Below are 17335 nucleotides of genomic sequence, written 5' to 3' on the forward strand. Positions count from 1 at the left end.
CCTGGACGTGGTAGGTGCAGGGCTACCTGGACGAGTTCGGAGAGGCAGGCGTGGCACGCTTCTTCGAGACCACCGACGGCTGGGGCGCCCCGATACGCGACGACCGCGCCGCGCCGCTCTACCCCCGCGCGCAGAAGTTGAGCCCGGCAGAGCGGGCGCTGGTCGATCGCTGGTTGGCGAAGCTGGGCTGAGGCGCCCTAGCCCAGCACCTCGCGCCAGGAATGACGCGGGCTGAAGCCGACCATCTCCCGCGCCTTGCGGTTCGAGAAGAAGGTCTCGCGCGGGCCCATCTCGGCCCGGACCTCGACACCGGGATAGAAGCGCTCGATCACCTCGGCGCTGGTGATGCCGACCGACATGTCGTCATTGGAGACGTTGAACACCTCGTAGCCGAGGCCATCGGTCTTCAGGCAGCAATCGACCATGTGACCAAGGTCGCGGGCGTCGATATAGGCGAAGATGTTGCGCCGGCGCAGGGCCGGGTCCGTCATGAAGGCCGGGAACATCGTGGCGTACTCGTCGGGCTCGATCACGTTGTTGATCCGCAGCCCGTAGATGTCGCTGCCGCTGCGCGCCTGGAACGAGCGCGCCGTCGCCTCGTTGCAGACCTTGGACATGGCGTAGCTGTCATGGGGCACGGTGGGATGGGTCTCGTCCACCGGCACGAAGGCGGGCTTCACCTCGCCATGGGCGAAACAGATGCCGTAGGTGGTCTCCGAGCTGGCGAAGATGATCTTGGGCACGCCCAGCTTCACCGCCGCCTCGATCACGTTGTAGGTGGTCAGGGTGTTCTGCCGGAAGCATTCGCCGTCGGTGCCGATCATGACACGCGGAATGGCGGCGAAATGCACCACCGCATCATAGGTCGGCACGCCTGCGCCCGCGTCCAGCTCTGCCCCGTCGACGAACTGGGACATGGCGCCGATGACCTGCCCCGCGTCGCAGAGATCGACCAGAAGCTCGGGGCAGTCCAGCCCCGAGGGCGTCCGGTCGACATTGACCACGTGATGCCCCTGCGCCTGCAGGTGCCTGACGGCCCATCGGCCCGCCTTGCCGCTGCCGCCGGTGAAGAAAATCCGCATGTCGTCCTCCGATGTCCGGCACCCCGAGGTGCCTTCCCCTTGCTGGCGCGATGATGGGCGGAGGGCCGCCGGGGTGCAACCGGTCCGCCCGCCGCCGTGGTCGAAGGGTGCCCCCGGGGCATCACCCCAGGGCCGGGGCGCCGCCGATCCAGACCGCCCGCACGGCGCGGTCATCGCCCATCATGATGGTCGGGAAGACCGCCTCCCAGAGATCGCCCGCCAGCGCGGCGCGCTGCGCGATCGCCGGGGTCGAGGCGAGGTCCAGCACCACCACGTCGGCCTCGGAGCCGGGCGCCAGGGTCCCGATCCGGTCCGCCATGCCGACAGCCCCGGCCGACCCGGCCGTCGCCAGCCAGAGCAGCTGCGAGGGATGCAGCGGCGTGCCGCGCAGCTGGCCGATCTCGTAGGCTGCCGCCATGGTGCGCAGCATCGAGAAATCCGACCCGCCGCCGGTATCCGTCGCCAGCCCCACCTTCAGCCCGCGCGCCTTCAGCCCGGCCATGTCGAACAGGCCCGAACCGATGAAGGTGTTCGAGGTCGGGCAATGCACCACCGAGGCGCCGGTCTCGGCCAGCCGGTCGATCTCGCGCGGCTCGAGGTGGATGGCATGGCCGAACAGCCCCCCCTCGCGCAGCAGGCCATGGGCTTCGTAGGTATCCAGGTAATCCCGCGCATCGGGGCGCAGGCTGCGAACCCAGGCGATCTCGTCCAGCTGCTCGCTGAGGTGGGTCTGCATCAGGCAGTCGGGGTGCTCGGCCCAGAGCGCCCCCATGGCCTCGAGCTGCTCTTCGGTCGACGTGGGGGTGAAGCGCGGGGTGATGGCATAGCCGATGCGGCCCTGCCCGTGCCAGCGCTCCAGCAGCGCCTTGCTGTCCTCATAAGCGGTGCGGGCAGTGTCCAGCAGGCCGTCGGGCGCATTGCGATCCATGCAGGTCTTGCCGCCGATCACCCGCTGTCCGCGCTTCAGCGCCTCGGCGAAGAAGGCCTCGGCGCTGCCCGGGTGCACGGTGCAGAAGCTGACCATCGAGGTCGTGCCATGGGCCGTGGTCAGGTCGAGGTAGCGGGCCGCGATCTCGGCGGCATAGGCAGGGTCGGCGAACTTCAGCTCCTCGGGGAAGGTGTAGCTGTTCAGCCAGTCGATCAGCCGCTTGCCCCAGCTGGCGATCATCGCGGTCTGGGGATAGTGCACATGGGCATCGACGAAGCCCGGCAGGATCAGCCCCTCGCCGTAGTCGACCACCCGGGCCTCCGGATGGGCCGCCCTGAGGGCCTCGGCCCCGCCCCGCGCGACGATCTCGCCACCGCGCAGCAGGACCCCGCCGTGACGCTCGTAGAGGACGCTCTCGGCAGGGTCGCCGACAAAGGGATCGCCGGTGAAGTCCACCAGTTGCCCGGTCAGCAGAATATCCTTTGCCATGGTCACCCTCCCGGCTTGCCGAAGCCCTGCGCCCCGGTGCATGAGCGGCAGGATATCCGTACCGGCAAGGGGGGTAAACTGCGCCTCCGCCATTGTTTCCCCGCCCCGGGGACCGATATGATCGCCTGAGCAGAAAGAGGGCCGCCCATGACCGAGATCGAGCAGGACATCGACCCCGAAACCGGCCCCGAGGCCGAAACCGGCAGCGAAGAACAGGGCTATACCCTCGACCGCAAGACGGTGGCGGCGATCCTTTACGCGGTCGATACGGACGACCGTGAGCAGCTGATCCAGCTGATGGAACCGCTGCACGCCGCCGACATCGCCGACGTGCTGGAACAGATCAACGCCTATGACCGGCGCCGGCTGGTGCTGCTCTATGACCGCGAGTTCGACGGCGAGATCCTGTCGGAACTGAACGAGGGCATCCGCGAGGAGGTCATCGGCCTGCTGACGCCCGAGGTCCTCAAGGACGCGGTGCGCGAGCTTGATTCGGACGACGTGGTCGACCTTGTCGAATACCTCGAGGAAGAGCAGCAGGAAGCGGTGCTCGACGCGCTGGAGGACAGCGACCGCCACGCGGTGGAACAGGCCCTAGCCTACCCCGAGGAATCCGCCGGCCGCCTGATGCAGCGCGAGGTGGTGGCGGTGCCTGAATTCTGGACCGTCGGCCAGGCCATCGACATGATGCGCGAGCGCGAGGACCTGCCCGAGCAGTTCTACCACGTCATCCTGATCGACCCGAAGATGCGGCCCGTGGCCCATGTAACCCTGGGCAAGCTGATGGCCTCGCCGCGCCGCGCCGCGCTGTCCGAGATCACCGAGCCCAGCTTCCGCACGATCCCCGCCATGCAGGACGAGGGCGACGTGGCCTATGCCTTCAACCAGTACCACATCATCTCGGCCCCGGTGGTCGACGAGGATGACCGGCTGGTCGGCGTGATCACCATCGACGATGCGATGATCGTGCTGGACGAGGAACACGAGGAGGACATCATGCGCCTCGCCGGTGTCGGCGAGGGCACGCTGAACGACCGGGTATCCGAGACCCTGAAGCAGCGCCTGCCCTGGCTGGCGGTGAACCTGCTGACGGCGGTGCTGGCCTCGCTTGTGATCTCGGCCTTCGACGAGACCATCGCCCAGTTCGTCGCCCTGGCGGTGCTGATGCCCATCGTCGCCTCGATGGGCGGCAATGCCGGGACGCAGTCCCTGACCGTGGCGGTGCGCGCCATCGCGACGAAGGACCTTACCGGCTCGAACGTCTGGCGGGTGATCCGGCGCGAACTGGCGGTCGGCCTGCTGAACGGCCTGGCCTTCGCGCTGACCATGGCAGCGCTGACGCTGCTGTGGTTCGGCAACGTGAAGATCGCCCTGGTGCTGGCGCTTTCGATGGTGATCAACCTCGCGGTGGCGGGGCTGGCGGGCATCGGGGTGCCGGTGCTGCTGGATCGGCTGAAGGTCGACCCGGCGCTGGCCTCGGGCACCTTCGTGACCACGGTCACCGACGTGGTGGGCTTCTTCGCCTTCCTCGGCCTCGCCGGTCTGGTGCTGTTGTGAGCCTCGCCGAGCAGAAGGCGCAGGCCCGCAAGGCCGCTTTCGCCCGCCGCAGGCTGGCGCATGAGACCGCCGGGCCGGGCCGCGCCGGGCTGCTCTCCTCGGTCCTTGCCGGCTATCGTGGCGTGCCACTGGCAGGCTACCGGCCGATCCGCACCGAGATCCCGCCGACCGCCGCGATGGAGGAAGCCGCCGCCCACGGCCCCGTCGCCTTGCCGGTGATCGAGGCCGAAGGCCAGCCCCTGCGCTTCGCCCGCTGGGAACCGGGCTGCGCCATGGTGGCGGGCCCCTTCGGCGCCGAGATCCCCGCCACGCTCGACTGGGTCACGCCCGAGATCCTCATCGTCCCCCTCGTCGCCTTCGACCGCGCCGGCAATCGCCTCGGCTACGGCGGCGGTTTCTATGACCGCACGCTGGAACTGCTGCGCGCCGCCCGCCCCACCCTGGCCATCGGCTTCGCCTATGCCGCGCAGGAGGCCGAAAGCCTGCCGCTGGAATCCACCGACCAGCCGCTCGACATGATCGTGACGGAGCACGAGGTCCTCTCCTTCCAGACGTGATCGCCCGGCCGAAGGAAGGGGGGGGCGCTGCCCCCCTCCGCTGCGCGGAGTCCCCCGGAGTATTTTCAGCCTGGTGATGATGCGGGAGGGCGCCCGGATCGGCTCCCTCCTTCTGCATTGAGAGCGTGCGCGCTCTCGATTGAGAGGGCGGGCGCCAATCCGGCATGGCCTGTTCATCACCAGGCCGGAAATACTCCCGCCGGAGGCGCCAACAACGTGCCTGCCCCTGCCATTTCTGGACAATTCGCGCCGGCCATGCTTAGAGGCGGCCAACAGGAGTTCGCCATGACCACCACCCGTTTCGCCCCCTCGCCGACCGGCTATATCCATATCGGCAACCTGCGCACCGCGCTGTTCAACTTCCTGATCGCCCGCAAGGCCGGCGGGACCTTCATCCTGCGGATCGACGATACCGACCAGGAGCGGTCCAGGCAGGAATACATCGACGGGATCATGGAAGACCTGGAATGGCTGGGCCTGACCTGGGATCGGATCGAGTACCAGTCCAAGCGCATGGAGCGCTACCTGGAAGCCGCCGACAAGCTGCGGGACATGGGCCGCTTCTACGAGGCCTTCGAAACCCCCGTCGAGCTGGACCTGAAGCGCAAGAAGCAGCTCAACATGGGCAAGCCGCCGGTCTATGACCGCGCCGCCCTTGCGCTGTCGGACGACGAGAAGGCCCGCCTGCGCGAAGAGCGCGGCCCCGGCGTCTGGCGCTTCAAGCTGGACCAGCACCGGATCAACTGGCAGGACGGCATCCTGGGCGAGATCTCGATCGACGCGGCCTCGGTCTCGGACCCGGTGCTGATCCGCGCCGACGGGCAGATGCTCTATACCCTCGCGTCGGTCGTCGATGACACCGAGATGGGCGTGACCCATGTCGTGCGCGGCTCGGACCACGTCACCAATACCGCCACCCAGATCCAGATCATCGAGGCGCTTGGCGGCACCGTGCCCGGTTTCGCCCATCACTCGCTGCTGACCGGCCCGCAGGGCGAGGCGCTGTCCAAGCGCCTTGGCGTCCTGTCGATCCGCGACCTGCGCGCCCAGGGGCTGGAGCCGATGGCGCTTCTCAGCCTGATGGCGCGCCTTGGCTCGTCGCAACCGGTCGAGGTCGCGTCTTCCATCGAGGAGCTGGCCGAGAACTTCGACCTTTCCACCTTCGGGTCCGCACCGACCAAGTTCGACGAGAAGGACCTGCTGCCGCTGACCGCGCATATCCTGCAGCACCGTCCGCTGGCCGATGTGGCCGAAGCCGTCGCCGCCGCCGGTGTGCCCGAGGACAAGGCCGAGGCCTTCTGGATGGTGGTGAGGGACAATATCGCCACCCTGAAGGACCTGCCCGGCTGGTGGCAGCTGTTCCGTGACGGTGCCGAACCACTGATCGACGAGGAAGACCGCGACTTCATCGCCGAGGCCATGGCGCTGCTGCCGGACGGCCCGCACGACGAGACCACCTGGGGCACCTGGACCAAGGCGGTGAAAGAGCAGACCGGGCGCAAGGGCCGTGGCCTGTTCATGCCGCTGCGCAAGGCCGTCACCGGCATGGACCACGGCCCGGACATGAGCCAGGTGCTGCCGCTGATGCAGGTGATCCGCGCGCGGGGCTGATCGCGGGGCTCCTCTGGGCGGACCCGGATTGATACAGGTCATACGGGGCGCAGGACCGGCAGGTCGGCGCCCCGTTTCCGTTTCAACGGTCGTGAAGGCGCCTCAGCAGGGCGAGAGGAAGACCGCCACCCAGATATCGCCGGCGCGGGCGGTCCCGATGGCCGCGTAGCCGCCCAGCAGGTTGGCACGGTGGCGCGGACTCTCGATCCAGGCGGAGAGTACATCGGCGCCGTCGGACTGACCGCGGGCGAGATTCTCGGCCACGCGGCACCAGGCCACGCCTTCGCGGCTCAGCCTCTCGCCGGGGGTCGAGCCGTCGGACCCGATATGGCTGATCCCGCCGCCCCGTTGCAGGTCTGCCGCGTGGCGCCCGGCCACCTGTACCGCCGCATCCGAGGCCGCGAGCGGCGCGCGCCCGCGGGCTGCGCGGAAGGCATTGATCTCGGCCAGAAGGTCGACGGGCTTCGGCGGCGCGGCGGGGGCGGTCTCGGCCGGGGTGCAGGCCATCAGCAGGGTCATCAGCGCCGGGCCGAGGGCGGAACGCAGGGCGGTCCTCATGCCATCAGCCCCTGTACCAGCCGGGACTGATGCGTCACCAGGGCGCCCAGGTCGAGATGCGGCATCCGGTAGTCGCGCACCACCTGGCGGCCCTCGACCAGCAGGTGGCGGACTTTCATCGGCCCCGCCAGCAGCAGCGCCGCCGGATCCCAGCTGCCCGCGCTCTCGATCCCCGAGACATCCCAGATCGCGATATCGGCGCGCTTGCCCTTGGCCAGCCGGCCGCAATCGGGGCGGCCCAGCACATCGGCGCCACCTCGGGTGGCGATCTCCAGCGCCTCGCGGGCGGACATGGCATCGGCCCCCCGGCTGACCCGTTGCAGAAGCAGGGCCTGGCGCGCCTCGGCCATCAGGTTGCCCGCATCATTGCTGGCCGACCCATCGACGCCCAGCCCCACGTAGACCCCCGCATCCCGCATCGCCCTGACCGGCGCGATGCCGGACCCGAGGCGGCAGTTGGAGCAGGGGCAATGGGCCACGCCAGTGCCGGTGCGCGCGAACATGGAGATCTCGGAGGCATCCAGCTTCACGCAATGGGCGTGCCAGACGTCTTCCCCGGTCCAGCCCAGGTCCTCGGCATACTGGCCCGGCCGGCAGCCGAATTTCTCCAGCGAATAGGCGATGTCCTCGTCGTTCTCCGCCAGGTGGGTGTGCAGCATGACCTTCTTGTCCCGCGCCAGCAGGGCCGCATCGCGCATCAGCTCGCGCGAGACCGAGAAGGGCGAACAGGGCGCCACGCCGACACGGCACATCGACCCCTCGGAGGGGTCATGGAAGGCGTCGATGACCCGGATGCAATCCTCGAGGATCGCAGCCTCGTCCTCGACCAGGATGTCGGGGGGCAGGCCGCCCAGGCTTTCCCCGATGGACATGGCGCCGCGGGTCGGATGGAAGCGCAGGCCGACCTCGGTGGCCGCCTCGATGGTGTCCTCCAGCCGCGCCCCGTTGGGATAGAGATAGAGGTGATCCGCGCTGAGCGAGCAGCCCGACAGCGCCAGCTCGGCGAGGCCGACCATGGCCGAGGTACGCATCTCGTCGGGGCCGAAGCGGGCCCAGATCGGGTAGAGCGTCCTGAGCCAGCCAAAGAGCAGCGCGTCCTGGCCGCCCGGGACGGCGCGGGTCAGGCTCTGGTAGAGGTGATGGTGGGTGTTGACCAGGCCGGGGGTCACCACGCAGCCCGAGGCCTCGATCACCTCGGCGCCGGGCTGGTCCAGCCGCGGGCCGATGGCCTGGATACGCCCGCCCGAGACGAGGATGTCGGCGCCGAGAAGCTCGGTCCGCCGGTCGTCCATCGTCAGGATGTGGTCCGCGTTGCGGATCAGGATCGCCTTGTCCATCCCGCCCTATTCCGCGAAATCGGCCAGCAAGTCCAGCGCGGCGCGGTGCAGCACCGGGTTTGCCGCAGCCAGCACCTGCCCGCCCTGCAGGGCCGGACCGCCGCGCCAGTCGGTGACCAGGCCGCCGGCAGCCTCGATCACGCCGATCGGGCCCTGGATGTCGTAGGGATGCAGGCCGGCCTCGATCACCAGGTCCACCTGCCCGGCCGCGACCAGCGCGTAGGCATAGCAATCCATGCCGTAGCGGGTCAGCTTGCAGCGGCTGGCGACGGCCCGGAAGCCTTCCGCATCGCGCGGGGTGCCCACCTCGGGGAAGGTGGTGAAGATCACCGCCTGCTCAAGCGCCGCAGTGGCGCGCGTGGCGAGGGGCCGTTCGCCCTGCGGGCCGGTCATCCCGCCCTGGCCGAAGCCCCCCCAGAAGCGCTCGCCGGTATAGGGCTGGTCGACCATGCCGAAGAGCACCCGCGCCCCGTCGTTCAGGCCGATCAGCACACCCCAGGTCGGGGTACCGGAGACAAAGCCCCGCGTGCCGTCGATCGGGTCGAGCACCCATGTCAGGCCGCTGTCGCCGGACTCGTGGCCATATTCCTCGCCCAGGATGGCATCCTGCGGCCGGCGGCGGGCCAGGACGGCGCGCATCGCCTGCTCGGCGGCGCGGTCGGCCTCTGTCACCGGGTCGTAGCCACCGGCCAGCTTGTTGTCCTCGCCCAGGTCCGCCTTGCGGAAATGCGGCAGGATCGCCGCGCGGGCGGCATCCGCCATCTCATGGGCCGTGTCCAGGATATCTGTCTGATCCGGTTGCATCTTGCCCTCCTGCGGTCGCGCTGCTGCTGGCGCGCAGGGCTATCCCGTGTCGTGCCGCGAGGCAAGGAGATTGCGGCGCAGATGCCTGTGCGACCACCGTCGCAGGTCGCATGCACATTGGGGAAAGTAAAAGAGAAACGGGCCTTCTGCCCTGCCCTCGTCACCGAGGTCTGTCCTGTGCCACTGCGGGATCTTGCTCCCGTCGGGCCGGGTCCGAGACCCGCCGCGGCCATGTCGCCGCCGGCTGGCCCCAAGATCCGTTTCGCCACCCACGAAACGGGATCTTGCGGAGTATCCTGAGCGTGCCCCGGTGTCCGGGATCCGTCGTTGTCATGGCGCCCGTCTCCGGGCGGCTGCCTGCAGATCAGGCCACGTCGCTCAGCACGCGCGCCAGTTCGAAGAGGCGGCGACGCTGGTTCTCGGGGATCGCATAGTAGGACCGGATCAGGTCCAGGGCTTCCTTGTCCCCCATGACATCCGCCGGAACGGCAGCGGTCGGGTCGGCAACGGCGCCTTCGGCCTCGATGCCTTCAAAGAAGAAGCTGACCGGCACTTCCAGCGCATCGGCGATATCCCACAGGCGGGAGGCGCTGACGCGGTTGGCACCGGTCTCATATTTCTGGATCTGCTGGAACTTGATTCCGACGCGTTCGGCAAGCTGCTGCTGGGTCATCCCGACCAGCCAGCGGCGATGCCGGATTCTCTTCCCCACGTGGACGTCAACCGGATGAGTCATTCGCGGCTCCTGTCGTGGCCATGGACACCCCGCCGGAGGAATCTCCGCGTGGTGACGTCAGGCCTGGTTTTCGTTTTGACACGCCGCACATCCCTACAGCGTGAGAGGATCGTATCAGCTTTCAACTTTGGCGCAACTTAAACGCTCACGAAAGAGCTGACTGACGCAATGGTTAGCTCAATTGTCGGATGTGTATCAAGCTTCGTCCTTTCGCATTCTTGCCGGGCTTTCGGCGTTGCAGCAAGAAACGCATCGGAGCGTCCGGGCTGCGGGATCATTTCTGATCAAACTATCTTTCGGAAATCATTTGAGAATAGAAGAGCCCGGGCGGGCACCCGAAAGCCGCGCCATGGGCAGCAATCCAACGCCCGGGACGACAGAAATCCGCGCTTTCCGGGCGAGCAGATCGCCGTCCTTTGGCTCCTGACCGGGGTCGGCATCCGCTGTTCCGGGCCTGAACGACGGCGCCCCGGGGGCGCTTCGACTCACATTTCCATACGGTGATGCCGTGGCGCCGCGGCGCCCGCACATGCGCCCGCGGGCAAGATCAGCGACACAACCATGGGTAGACCTGCCCCCGTCACAGGACACGAAGACCATGCCGATCGCGCCAGGTGTCGGGCGGATCGCGCCATGACGAAGCCCGCCCCCTGACGGCCACCCCCGCCGCCGCCAGACCACCCGGCCGGACCGCTGCCGCGCTCAGGAGGCGGCGACGCCCGAGCGCTTGGCCCGGCTCAGTTCCTGTCGCCAGGCGAACCGGCCCAGAGAGCTGCCCTGCCCCTCGCCCGGCGTCGCCGGACGCAGCGCGGTGTGATCCGCCGCATAGCCCAGGCGCAGCATCTCGGCCATCCGCTCGAGCACCTCGCCGGCTCCCCGGTCCTGGCGGTACATGCAGATCTTCTGGGTGCCCAGTTCTGGCAGGTCGCCGCCGTGCTCGACCTGGGCCAGCTGCGGCGGCTCGGTGCCCGCGATCATCGCCGTCAGCGCCAGGTCGGCGCTGACCGTTGCCTCGACGGTGCGGTCGCTGGCGGTGTCGACGGCGTTCTCCCAGTCGACCCCCTCGCGCTCCATCGCGCGGATGGTCAGCGGTCGGAACAGGCAGTTGCGCCCCGAGGCATAGCGCAGGGGCCGTTGCCGCCAGGCCTGTCCGCCCGGCGCGCCGATCCAGACCAGCGGCCGCTCGTCGAGGATCTCGCCACGCGCATCCGGATCAGGCTCGGTGGTCAGGATCACGTCGGATTCGCCGCGATCGAAGCTTTCCTTCAGGCTGCGCGTATAGGCCGAGACCAGCTGCACCTTCATCCGCGGAAATTCCTGCGCGAACTGCTGCAGGACCGAGGGCACGACCGGATAGACGATATCATGCGGCACGCCGACGACGATCTCCCCCTCGTAGCTCTTGCAGGTCAGGCGGGTCAGAGCCTCGTCATTCATGTCGATGATGCGTCGGGCATAGCCAAGCAGCTGCTCACCCGCGGGGGTCAGCGCGATGCGACGGCTGGAGCGGTCCAGCAGCGAGATACCCAGGGTCTCTTCGAGGCGTTTCAGCTGCATGGAAACCGCGCTCTGGGTGAAATTCAGCATTCCCGCCGCCTTGGTCACCCCACCGTGGTCGGCTACCGCCACGAAGCTGCGCAGCGAGGTCATGTCCAGATTTCTCATACCATCAATCCCGGTGATATCATCGCTCAGAAACATTCATTTCCAATATTGATCACAGAGGCGCATGTACATCAACAGAAATAATGACTCCTCAGAATCGCATCACGTAGCCGAAAGGTATTGAAGATGAGCACGCAAAGCCTGACGTCCCACGTCTCCGCCCGCCCGCGCGCCGCACGCGCGCCTTTCCTGACCCGTCTCGTCGCCATGCTCGGCGTCCGCCGCGAGCGTCGTGCCCTCGGCACCCTCGACAGCGCGCTGCTGCGCGATATCGGCATCACGGCCAGCGAAGCCCGGCGTGAAGCCGCGCGTCCCGCCTGGGACCTGCCGGTTCGCCCGTTCTGAACATCCCGCCGGGGCACCGCGGATCGCCGCGGCCCCGGTGAATGATTGCCGCCCGGTTCCGGCCCGCGGCACCGGCCTGCGCCACCATCCCGACCCTTCCCGCGTGGCGCGGGCCGCCCCATCTCCCCGTGACCGCCGCTCCCCCCAAGGCGGTCCGCGACTGGTCCGCGGCGCCCGGCAGCAGCTTATTCCATGTTGGCTGCCCGGCCCGCGGCGCCTTTTTTCCCTGACTTTTCAAAACCTGCCATCGAGGCAGGGCCTTGCTGGGCTGGCTCCGCCGTGCCACCGGGACCGGAGAGCCGGAATTCTGCTCCTGACATTCACGTTATTGGGGTGATCAAGACCCTGAAAATCTTGAAAACGAGGCCCTTGTCCCCGATATTGGACCACGAAGCCCTCACTTGGGCAGAGACAGTCCTGAACGGAGGCATAAATGGCTGACTACAGAACGATGCAGGCGACGGCTGGTGCCCGTTCCGCTGCGATCGACGAAGGGCTCCGCGCCCACATGAACAAGGTCTACGGCACCATGTCCGTGGGCACCCTGCTGACCTTCCTCGTGGCATGGGCCATCGGCTCGTCCCCCGAGCTGCTCGGCATCTTCCGCGATCCGGTGACGCTGCAGCCCAACATCCTGGGCTGGATCATCATGTTCGCCCCGCTGGCGATGGTCTTCGGCTTCGGCGCGATGATCAACCGCTTCTCGGCCGCCGCGGCGCAGCTGTTCTTCTACGGCTTCGCCGCCGTGATGGGCCTGTCGCTGTCCTGGATCTTCGTGGCCTTCACCGGCATCTCGATCGCCCAGGTCTTCCTGGTCACCTCGATCGCCTTCGCCGGCCTGTCCCTCTGGGGCTACACCACGAAGAAGGACATCTCGGGCTGGGGGTCGTTCCTGATCATGGGCGTCATCGGTATCCTGGTGGCCTCGATCATCAACATCTTCCTCGGCTCGCCGGCCCTGCACTTCGCGATCTCGATCATCGGCGTGCTGATCTTCGCCGGCCTGACGGCCTATGACACCCAGAACATCAAGGTGACCTACCTGCAGCACGCCCATTCGGGCGACAGCGAATGGCTGGGCAAGGCCGCCATCATGGGCGCCCTGCAGCTCTACCTGGACTTCATCAACATGTTCATGTTCCTGCTGCAGCTCTTCGGCAACCGCGAGTGATCGCAGCCTGATCCAATCGGAAAGCCGGCCTTCGGGCCGGCTTTTTTCGTTTCCGGTTCCGCGCTCGACTGGGCGGCGCTAGACTGGGCGCAGGTCAGCAAGGCAGGCGCGATGATCACCGACCCCGACGACTTCTTCACCAAGGGCTGTGGCCGCTGCGCCCGCTTCGAGACCCCCGACTGCGCGGCCCTGCGCTGGTCGGCGGTGCTGGAGGGGCTGCGCGCCCTCTGCCGCGACGCCGGGCTGGAAGAGACCGCCAAGTGGGGCCATCCCTGCTACATGCACGCCGGGCGCAATATCGCACTCATCGGAGCCTTCCGCGACAATGTCCGGCTGACCTTCTTCAACGCCGCGCTGATGCAGGATCCCGAGGGGGTGCTGCGGCGTCAGGGGCCCAACACCCGCCATCCCGACATGATCCGCCTGACCGGGGCCGAAGAGCTGCCCGAACTGGGCCGGACGATCACGGCCTATCTCGGCGAGGCGATGCGCTATGCCGAGCAGGGGATCACGGCCCCGAAGGAGCCCCGCGCGCTGGACATGCCGGATGAGCTGGGCGAGGCGCTGGACGCCGACCCCGAGCTGTCGGAGGCCTTCCACGCCCTGACGCCGGGGCGGCAGCGCAGCTACCTCTTCAACCTTGCCACGGCCAAGCAGAGCGCGACCCGCTTCGCCCGGATCGCGAAGTTCCGCGACAAGATCCTGGCGGGCAAGGGCGCGACCGAACGCTAGCCGCCCCCTTTGCCCGATCCTGCCCGCCTGAGCTGGGGCCGCCAGATCCTGTCTGCCCGCCCCACGCCTCAGGCGCGCCAGAACATCTGCACCGCGGGGAAGAGCACCCCGTTCGGCAGCCGCAGCTCGATCAGCGAGCGCGCCTGGAACCCGAGCGCCTCGTAGAAGGGCACGGCGGTCAGGGTCGACTGGCAATGCAGCAGCTCCACCCCGGCAGAGCAGGCCGAGCGCATGACCTGCGCCATCAGCTCGCGTCCCAGCCCCTGCCGGGCGGCGTCGGGGTCGGTGGCGACGTGACGGACATGCCCCTCGCCGGGCCGGCCGGGCGCCCCGTGGGGCGAGGTATCCGTCCAGCCACCGGCCGAGAGAACGCGCTCTTCGTCGCCGGTCAGGGTCAGGAAGTAGGTGCCGCAGGTCAGCAGCCCGGGCCGCGGACGCTTGATGAAGGGCAGCGCCTCGCGCAGCAGCTCGGACGGGTAGTCGGCCGCCAGCAGCGCCCGGTAGCTGCGGGCCAGCATCCGGGTCACCGCGTCGGTATCGGCGGGCATCGCCGGACGGATGAAGGTCTGCTGCCCGGCGACGGGCTTCGGCTTCAGGCCGGCACGCACCGGCGGGCGGGCCGGCAGCAGGGCGAGGTCGAGGCTGTCGCTGTCAGGCGGCGTCTCGTCGACGGAATCGCTGGAAAGGGGCATGAGGGGCGTCCTTGTCTCTCATCCCGGAAATCACCGGGGCAGTCTGCTGAGGGGGGAGACAGGGCGCGGCCGAAAAGAAGAAAGCCGCGCTCTGCGGCGCGGCTTGCATGGTCTTCAAGGTTTTTCAGATCTTACTTGATCTTGCCTTCCTTGTACTCGACATGCTTCCGCACCACGGGATCGTACTTTCGTACGGTCATCTTTTCGGTCATGGTACGCGCGTTCTTCTTGGTCACGTAGAAATGGCCCGTGCCCGCGGTCGAGTTCAGACGGATCTTGATGGTCGTCGGCTTCGCCATTGTGCTTCTCCTACAGCAGGCGCACGTCGGGCGGCCCGCGAAATCTCATGAACTCCGCCTTTTACCGAGGCGCGGCGATGAGTCAACCTCGGATCGCCGGAAAAGCGCGATTTTCACGGTGATCGGCGCGAATTCTACCCGCCCCATGAGAAAAGGGGGCCCGAAGGCCCCCTTCCCACCCCTGATGCAGGGTCCGCGAAGGTCATTCCACCGGAATCGTTGCCCCGCCGGTGGTGTCGCTCTGCATCTGCAGGGCCTCGGCTTCGCGGGCCTGCTCCTGGGCGGTGACGAATTCGGGCGCCGATTCCAGGTCGGCGCGCGAGGCGCTGGTGACCAGGCGCTGCACGTCGCCTTCCGAGGTCGCCACGTCCAGCTGGGCCATCTCGATGGCCACGTCCTTCTCGCCGAGGCCAAGGAAGCCGCCGACGCCGATCACCACGCCTTCGACATTGCCGCCGAGGGCGATGATCAGGTCGTTGATGTCACCGACCTTCTCGTCCTGGCCGTTGTAGACCGGGGCGCCGATCAGGTCCGCAGCCAGGATCGAATCCTTGTCCTGCATGGTGATCTGGCCTTCGACCGGCTTGGGGGCCTCTTCGGCCTCGGCAACGTCGGTGCCTTCGGTTGCCATCGGGTCGGCCATCGGATCCGGGGTGCCCGGGGCCTCGGCCACGTCGCCGTCGGTGGGTGCCATCGGATCGGTCGTCATCTCGGCGCCGGTGTCGCCGCCTTCGGGAACCAGCAGCGGATCGGTGCCGGCTTCGCCTTCGACCTGCGCATCCTGCGCGACGGCGTGGATCGGGGCCACGACCGGGGCGGCCAGGGCAAGGGCAAGAAGGGCGGTACGGCTGGTGCTTGCAATGAGGGTCTTCATCGGGTCGTCTCCTCCTGGGGTCACGCATCCCCGCCAGTCGCGAGGATCTCATGCCCCCTCAACCCGGCCCGGGACGCTGACGTTCCATGGCGTCTGCAAGGGCTGCACGACCATGGGCGGATCCCGGCCTGCCGCAGCGCGGCATACAGGCGGGTTCCCTCTCAGGGCAAGAATTCGTGAGGATTCGTGAGGCCGATATGCGCGGAGGGCCTGTAAGCCGGATTCTGTTCCCCGACCGAAGCCGGTTCGATGACCATTCATCTCGGGGCGGGATTGCCCCCGCCCTCCAGCTGCCAACCCGAACCTCCGGGCCAAGGCGGCCCTGCGGTGACGGTTTCGGTTGCCCGACTACGCCCCGCGCGAGGTTCCTATTCGGCATTGCTCCCGGTGGGGCTTGCCGTGCCGGTCCTGTTGCCAGTCCCGCGGTGCGCTCTTACCGCACCGTTTCACCCTTACCCGCGAACCGAGGGGACACGGGCGGTCTGTTCTCTGTGGCGCTTTCCCTGGGGTTACCCCCGCCGGGCGTTACCCGGCACCGTTGCCTTGTGGAGTCCGGACTTTCCTCGAAAGTTGCCTTTCGCGGCCATCCGGCCCTCCGCGCGAGTTGCGCAATAGCGACCGGCCCCGCCGGGGTCAATTGCCCCGATCGCACAGTGCCCCCCGCGCCATCCCCATTGCCCTGCCGGTTTCCTTGCGCCATGATCCCGCGGAAAGGGGATCCTCATGCGCAAGTTCCTTGTCGTGCTCGACGACAGCCGCGAATGTCTCAACGCCATGCGCTTTGCCGCCATGCGTGCAGCGAATACGGGCGGCGGTGTGTCGATCCTTTCGATCATCGCCCCGGACGAGTTCAATCACTGGATGGGGGTCGCCGACATCATGCGCGCCGAGGCCCGCGAGCGGATCGAGGCCCATTTCGAGGTCTTTGCAAAGTGGATGCGCGACCGCCAGAAGATCGAGCCCGAACTGGTGATCCGCGAGGGCGAACCCTACGAGCAGATCCTCGGCCAGATCCAGGAAGACGGCGAAATCGGCGTTCTGGTCCTCGGCGCCGCGGCAGGCAAGAGCGGCCCCGGCCCGCTGGTCACCGCGATGAGCCGCAATGCCGGCTCGCTGCCGGTGCCGATCACCATCGTCCCCGAGGATCTGTCCAAGGACCGGCTGGAAGCGATCACCTGAACCTGCCTTGCCGGCCAGCGCCCTGACGTGCAGGCCGCGCGGCCCTTCTCCCTGCGCCGCCGCGCGCTGTTTAGAACGGTTCCAATTCTTGACACTCGCCCTGCGAAGGCGCATATCGGGGGTCAACCAGAAAGGGTCCGCCGATGTTCATCCAGACCGAATCCACGCCCAACCCCGCCACGCTGAAGTTCCTGCCCGGTCAAACCGTGCTGGACGCCGGCACAGCCGATTTCCCCTCTGCCGAGACGGCCGAGAAATCGCCGCTGGCGAAGCGGCTGTTTTCCGTCGACGGCGTCACGGGGATCTTCTTCGGCACCGATTTCATCACCGTCACCAAGCGCGACGGGCTGGAATGGGACCACCTGAAGCCGGCCCTGCTGGGCGGCATCATGGAGCACTACCAGTCCGGCGAGCCGGTCATGGGCGGTGCCGAAGGCGTCGCCTCGGGCCATGCCGAGCATGACGGCCCCGACGGCGAGATCGTCGGCCAGATCAAGGAGCTGCTGGACACCCGCGTGCGTCCCGCCGTGGCCCAGGATGGCGGCGACATCACCTTCCACGGCTTCGACCGCGGGGTGGTCTACCTGCACATGCAGGGCGCCTGCGCCGGCTGCCCCTCGTCCACGCTGACCCTGAAGATGGGCATCGAGAATCTGCTGCGGCACTACATTCCCGAAGTGACCGAAGTGCGCCCCGTTGCCGTCTGAGGACGGGCTGAC

19 protein-coding genes and 1 other RNA gene are annotated in these 17335 nt (G+C 67.9%); 9 read left to right on the top strand and 11 right to left on the bottom strand.

Features of this window, described 5'->3' with window-relative positions:
• The first annotated feature begins 14 nt into the window (after window positions 1-14).
• Window positions 15-191 (top strand): hypothetical protein, encoded by a 177-nt coding sequence (locus OS124_RS27165; RefSeq protein ID WP_010137298.1) that lies wholly within the window; start codon window positions 15-17, stop codon window positions 189-191.
• Window positions 192-197: 6 nt separating this feature from the next.
• On the opposite strand, the gene OS124_RS0100575 is transcribed toward OS124_RS27165, so the two are convergent.
• Window positions 198-1082 carry an NAD-dependent epimerase/dehydratase family protein gene (locus OS124_RS0100575; RefSeq protein WP_010137299.1) on the bottom strand — a complete coding sequence of 295 codons (885 nt, stop codon included), beginning with the start codon at window positions 1080-1082 and terminating at the stop codon, window positions 198-200.
• A 121-nt stretch (window positions 1083-1203) separates the two neighbouring features.
• Window positions 1204-2499: a guanine deaminase gene (gene guaD, locus OS124_RS0100580; RefSeq protein ID WP_010137300.1), complete on the bottom strand. Its 1296-nt coding sequence runs from the start codon at window positions 2497-2499 to the stop codon at window positions 1204-1206.
• A 147-nt stretch (window positions 2500-2646) separates the two neighbouring features.
• Between guaD and mgtE the strand changes: the two genes are divergently transcribed.
• From mgtE to gltX, 3 genes are all read left to right on the top strand, one after another.
• On the top strand, window positions 2647-4056 hold the full coding sequence (gene mgtE, locus OS124_RS0100585; protein WP_010137301.1) for a magnesium transporter: 1410 nt from the start codon (window positions 2647-2649) through the stop codon (window positions 4054-4056).
• Window positions 4053-4613, top strand: coding sequence for a 5-formyltetrahydrofolate cyclo-ligase (locus tag OS124_RS0100590; RefSeq protein WP_010137303.1), 561 nt, complete (start codon window positions 4053-4055; stop codon window positions 4611-4613). Before mgtE ends, OS124_RS0100590 begins: the two co-directional genes overlap by 4 nt.
• A 285-nt stretch (window positions 4614-4898) precedes the next feature.
• Complete coding sequence (gene gltX, locus OS124_RS0100595; RefSeq protein WP_010137305.1) at window positions 4899-6224, top strand: glutamate--tRNA ligase; 1326 nt, start codon at window positions 4899-4901, stop codon at window positions 6222-6224.
• 102 nt (window positions 6225-6326) lie between these two features.
• On the opposite strand, the gene OS124_RS0100600 is transcribed toward gltX, so the two are convergent.
• The 5 genes from OS124_RS0100600 to OS124_RS23270 all read right to left on the bottom strand — a co-directional run bounded on the left by OS124_RS0100600 (window position 6327) and on the right by OS124_RS23270 (window position 11324).
• A complete protein-coding gene (locus OS124_RS0100600) occupies window positions 6327-6782 on the bottom strand; it encodes a CAP domain-containing protein (RefSeq protein ID WP_010137306.1) in 456 nt (151 codons plus the stop codon).
• Window positions 6779-8119, bottom strand: a complete 1341-nt coding sequence (locus OS124_RS0100605) for an 8-oxoguanine deaminase (protein ID WP_010137307.1) — start codon at window positions 8117-8119, stop codon at window positions 6779-6781. Before OS124_RS0100605 ends, OS124_RS0100600 begins: the two co-directional genes overlap by 4 nt.
• Window positions 8120-8125: 6 nt before the next feature.
• Window positions 8126-8923 carry a histidinol-phosphatase gene (hisN, locus tag OS124_RS0100610; protein WP_010137308.1) on the bottom strand — a complete coding sequence of 266 codons (798 nt, stop codon included), beginning with the start codon at window positions 8921-8923 and terminating at the stop codon, window positions 8126-8128.
• A gap of 364 nt (window positions 8924-9287) precedes the next feature.
• Window positions 9288-9659: a helix-turn-helix domain-containing protein gene (locus OS124_RS23265; protein WP_010137309.1), complete on the bottom strand. Its 372-nt coding sequence runs from the start codon at window positions 9657-9659 to the stop codon at window positions 9288-9290.
• A 702-nt stretch (window positions 9660-10361) separates the two neighbouring features.
• Window positions 10362-11324: a LysR family transcriptional regulator gene (locus OS124_RS23270; RefSeq protein ID WP_083834496.1), complete on the bottom strand. Its 963-nt coding sequence runs from the start codon at window positions 11322-11324 to the stop codon at window positions 10362-10364.
• 126 nt (window positions 11325-11450) lie between these two features.
• On the opposite strand from OS124_RS23270, the gene OS124_RS0100625 reads away from it, so the two are divergent.
• The 3 genes from OS124_RS0100625 (at window position 11451) to OS124_RS0100635 (ending at window position 13572) form a co-directional block, all read left to right on the top strand.
• A complete protein-coding gene (locus OS124_RS0100625) occupies window positions 11451-11669 on the top strand; it encodes a DUF1127 domain-containing protein (RefSeq protein ID WP_010137311.1) in 219 nt (72 codons plus the stop codon).
• A 433-nt stretch (window positions 11670-12102) separates the two neighbouring features.
• Entirely contained in the window at window positions 12103-12840 is a 738-nt protein-coding gene (locus tag OS124_RS0100630) for a Bax inhibitor-1/YccA family protein (protein WP_010137312.1), read from the top strand.
• A 111-nt stretch (window positions 12841-12951) separates the two neighbouring features.
• Window positions 12952-13572, top strand: a complete 621-nt coding sequence (locus OS124_RS0100635) for a YdeI/OmpD-associated family protein (RefSeq protein ID WP_010137313.1) — start codon at window positions 12952-12954, stop codon at window positions 13570-13572.
• 68 nt (window positions 13573-13640) lie between these two features.
• On the opposite strand, the gene OS124_RS0100645 is transcribed toward OS124_RS0100635, so the two are convergent.
• The 4 genes from OS124_RS0100645 to rnpB form a co-directional block, all read right to left on the bottom strand.
• Window positions 13641-14264, bottom strand: a complete 624-nt coding sequence (locus tag OS124_RS0100645) for a GNAT family N-acetyltransferase (protein WP_010137314.1) — start codon at window positions 14262-14264, stop codon at window positions 13641-13643.
• A gap of 131 nt (window positions 14265-14395) precedes the next feature.
• Complete coding sequence (gene rpmG / locus OS124_RS0100650) at window positions 14396-14563, bottom strand: 50S ribosomal protein L33 (protein ID WP_007799108.1); 168 nt, start codon at window positions 14561-14563, stop codon at window positions 14396-14398.
• Window positions 14564-14765: 202 nt separating this feature from the next.
• Window positions 14766-15437, bottom strand: coding sequence for a PRC-barrel domain-containing protein (locus OS124_RS23275; protein ID WP_010137318.1), 672 nt, complete (start codon window positions 15435-15437; stop codon window positions 14766-14768).
• Window positions 15438-15634: 197 nt separating this feature from the next.
• Window positions 15635-16036: RNase P RNA component class A (rnpB, locus tag OS124_RS25825), an RNA gene on the bottom strand.
• A gap of 124 nt (window positions 16037-16160) precedes the next feature.
• On the opposite strand from rnpB, the gene OS124_RS0100660 reads away from it, so the two are divergent.
• Window positions 16161-16616 (top strand): universal stress protein, encoded by a 456-nt coding sequence (locus OS124_RS0100660; RefSeq protein ID WP_010137319.1) that lies wholly within the window; start codon window positions 16161-16163, stop codon window positions 16614-16616.
• A 143-nt stretch (window positions 16617-16759) separates the two neighbouring features.
• Complete coding sequence (locus OS124_RS0100665; protein WP_010137320.1) at window positions 16760-17323, top strand: NifU family protein; 564 nt, start codon at window positions 16760-16762, stop codon at window positions 17321-17323.
• The last annotated feature ends 12 nt before the right edge of the window (window positions 17324-17335 follow it).

It is taken from the genome of Oceanicola sp. S124 (assembly GCF_000220565.1).
Lineage (GTDB): Bacteria > Pseudomonadota > Alphaproteobacteria > Rhodobacterales > Rhodobacteraceae > Pseudooceanicola.

What these genes read in the sequence shown, in the direction of transcription:
- OS124_RS23270 (WP_083834496.1), bottom strand. Translation starts at nt 11,324, where the DNA reads ATGAGAAATCTGGACATGACCTCGCTGCGCAGCTTCGTGGCGGTAGCC.
- OS124_RS0100575 (WP_010137299.1), bottom strand. Translation starts at nt 1,082, where the DNA reads ATGCGGATTTTCTTCACCGGCGGCAGCGGCAAGGCGGGCCGATGGGCC.
- OS124_RS23265 (WP_010137309.1), bottom strand. Translation starts at nt 9,659, where the DNA reads ATGACTCATCCGGTTGACGTCCACGTGGGGAAGAGAATCCGGCATCGC.
- OS124_RS0100630 (WP_010137312.1), top strand. Translation starts at nt 12,103, where the DNA reads ATGGCTGACTACAGAACGATGCAGGCGACGGCTGGTGCCCGTTCCGCT.
- OS124_RS0100635 (WP_010137313.1), top strand. Translation starts at nt 12,952, where the DNA reads ATGATCACCGACCCCGACGACTTCTTCACCAAGGGCTGTGGCCGCTGC.
- OS124_RS0100645 (WP_010137314.1), bottom strand. Translation starts at nt 14,264, where the DNA reads ATGCCCCTTTCCAGCGATTCCGTCGACGAGACGCCGCCTGACAGCGAC.
- gltX (WP_010137305.1), top strand. Translation starts at nt 4,899, where the DNA reads ATGACCACCACCCGTTTCGCCCCCTCGCCGACCGGCTATATCCATATC.
- mgtE (WP_010137301.1), top strand. Translation starts at nt 2,647, where the DNA reads ATGACCGAGATCGAGCAGGACATCGACCCCGAAACCGGCCCCGAGGCC.
- OS124_RS0100600 (WP_010137306.1), bottom strand. Translation starts at nt 6,782, where the DNA reads ATGAGGACCGCCCTGCGTTCCGCCCTCGGCCCGGCGCTGATGACCCTG.
- hisN (WP_010137308.1), bottom strand. Translation starts at nt 8,923, where the DNA reads ATGCAACCGGATCAGACAGATATCCTGGACACGGCCCATGAGATGGCG.
- OS124_RS0100660 (WP_010137319.1), top strand. Translation starts at nt 16,161, where the DNA reads ATGCGCAAGTTCCTTGTCGTGCTCGACGACAGCCGCGAATGTCTCAAC.
- OS124_RS0100625 (WP_010137311.1), top strand. Translation starts at nt 11,451, where the DNA reads ATGAGCACGCAAAGCCTGACGTCCCACGTCTCCGCCCGCCCGCGCGCC.
- rpmG (WP_007799108.1), bottom strand. Translation starts at nt 14,563, where the DNA reads ATGGCGAAGCCGACGACCATCAAGATCCGTCTGAACTCGACCGCGGGC.
- OS124_RS23275 (WP_010137318.1), bottom strand. Translation starts at nt 15,437, where the DNA reads ATGAAGACCCTCATTGCAAGCACCAGCCGTACCGCCCTTCTTGCCCTT.
- OS124_RS0100665 (WP_010137320.1), top strand. Translation starts at nt 16,760, where the DNA reads ATGTTCATCCAGACCGAATCCACGCCCAACCCCGCCACGCTGAAGTTC.
- guaD (WP_010137300.1), bottom strand. Translation starts at nt 2,499, where the DNA reads ATGGCAAAGGATATTCTGCTGACCGGGCAACTGGTGGACTTCACCGGC.
- OS124_RS0100605 (WP_010137307.1), bottom strand. Translation starts at nt 8,119, where the DNA reads ATGGACAAGGCGATCCTGATCCGCAACGCGGACCACATCCTGACGATG.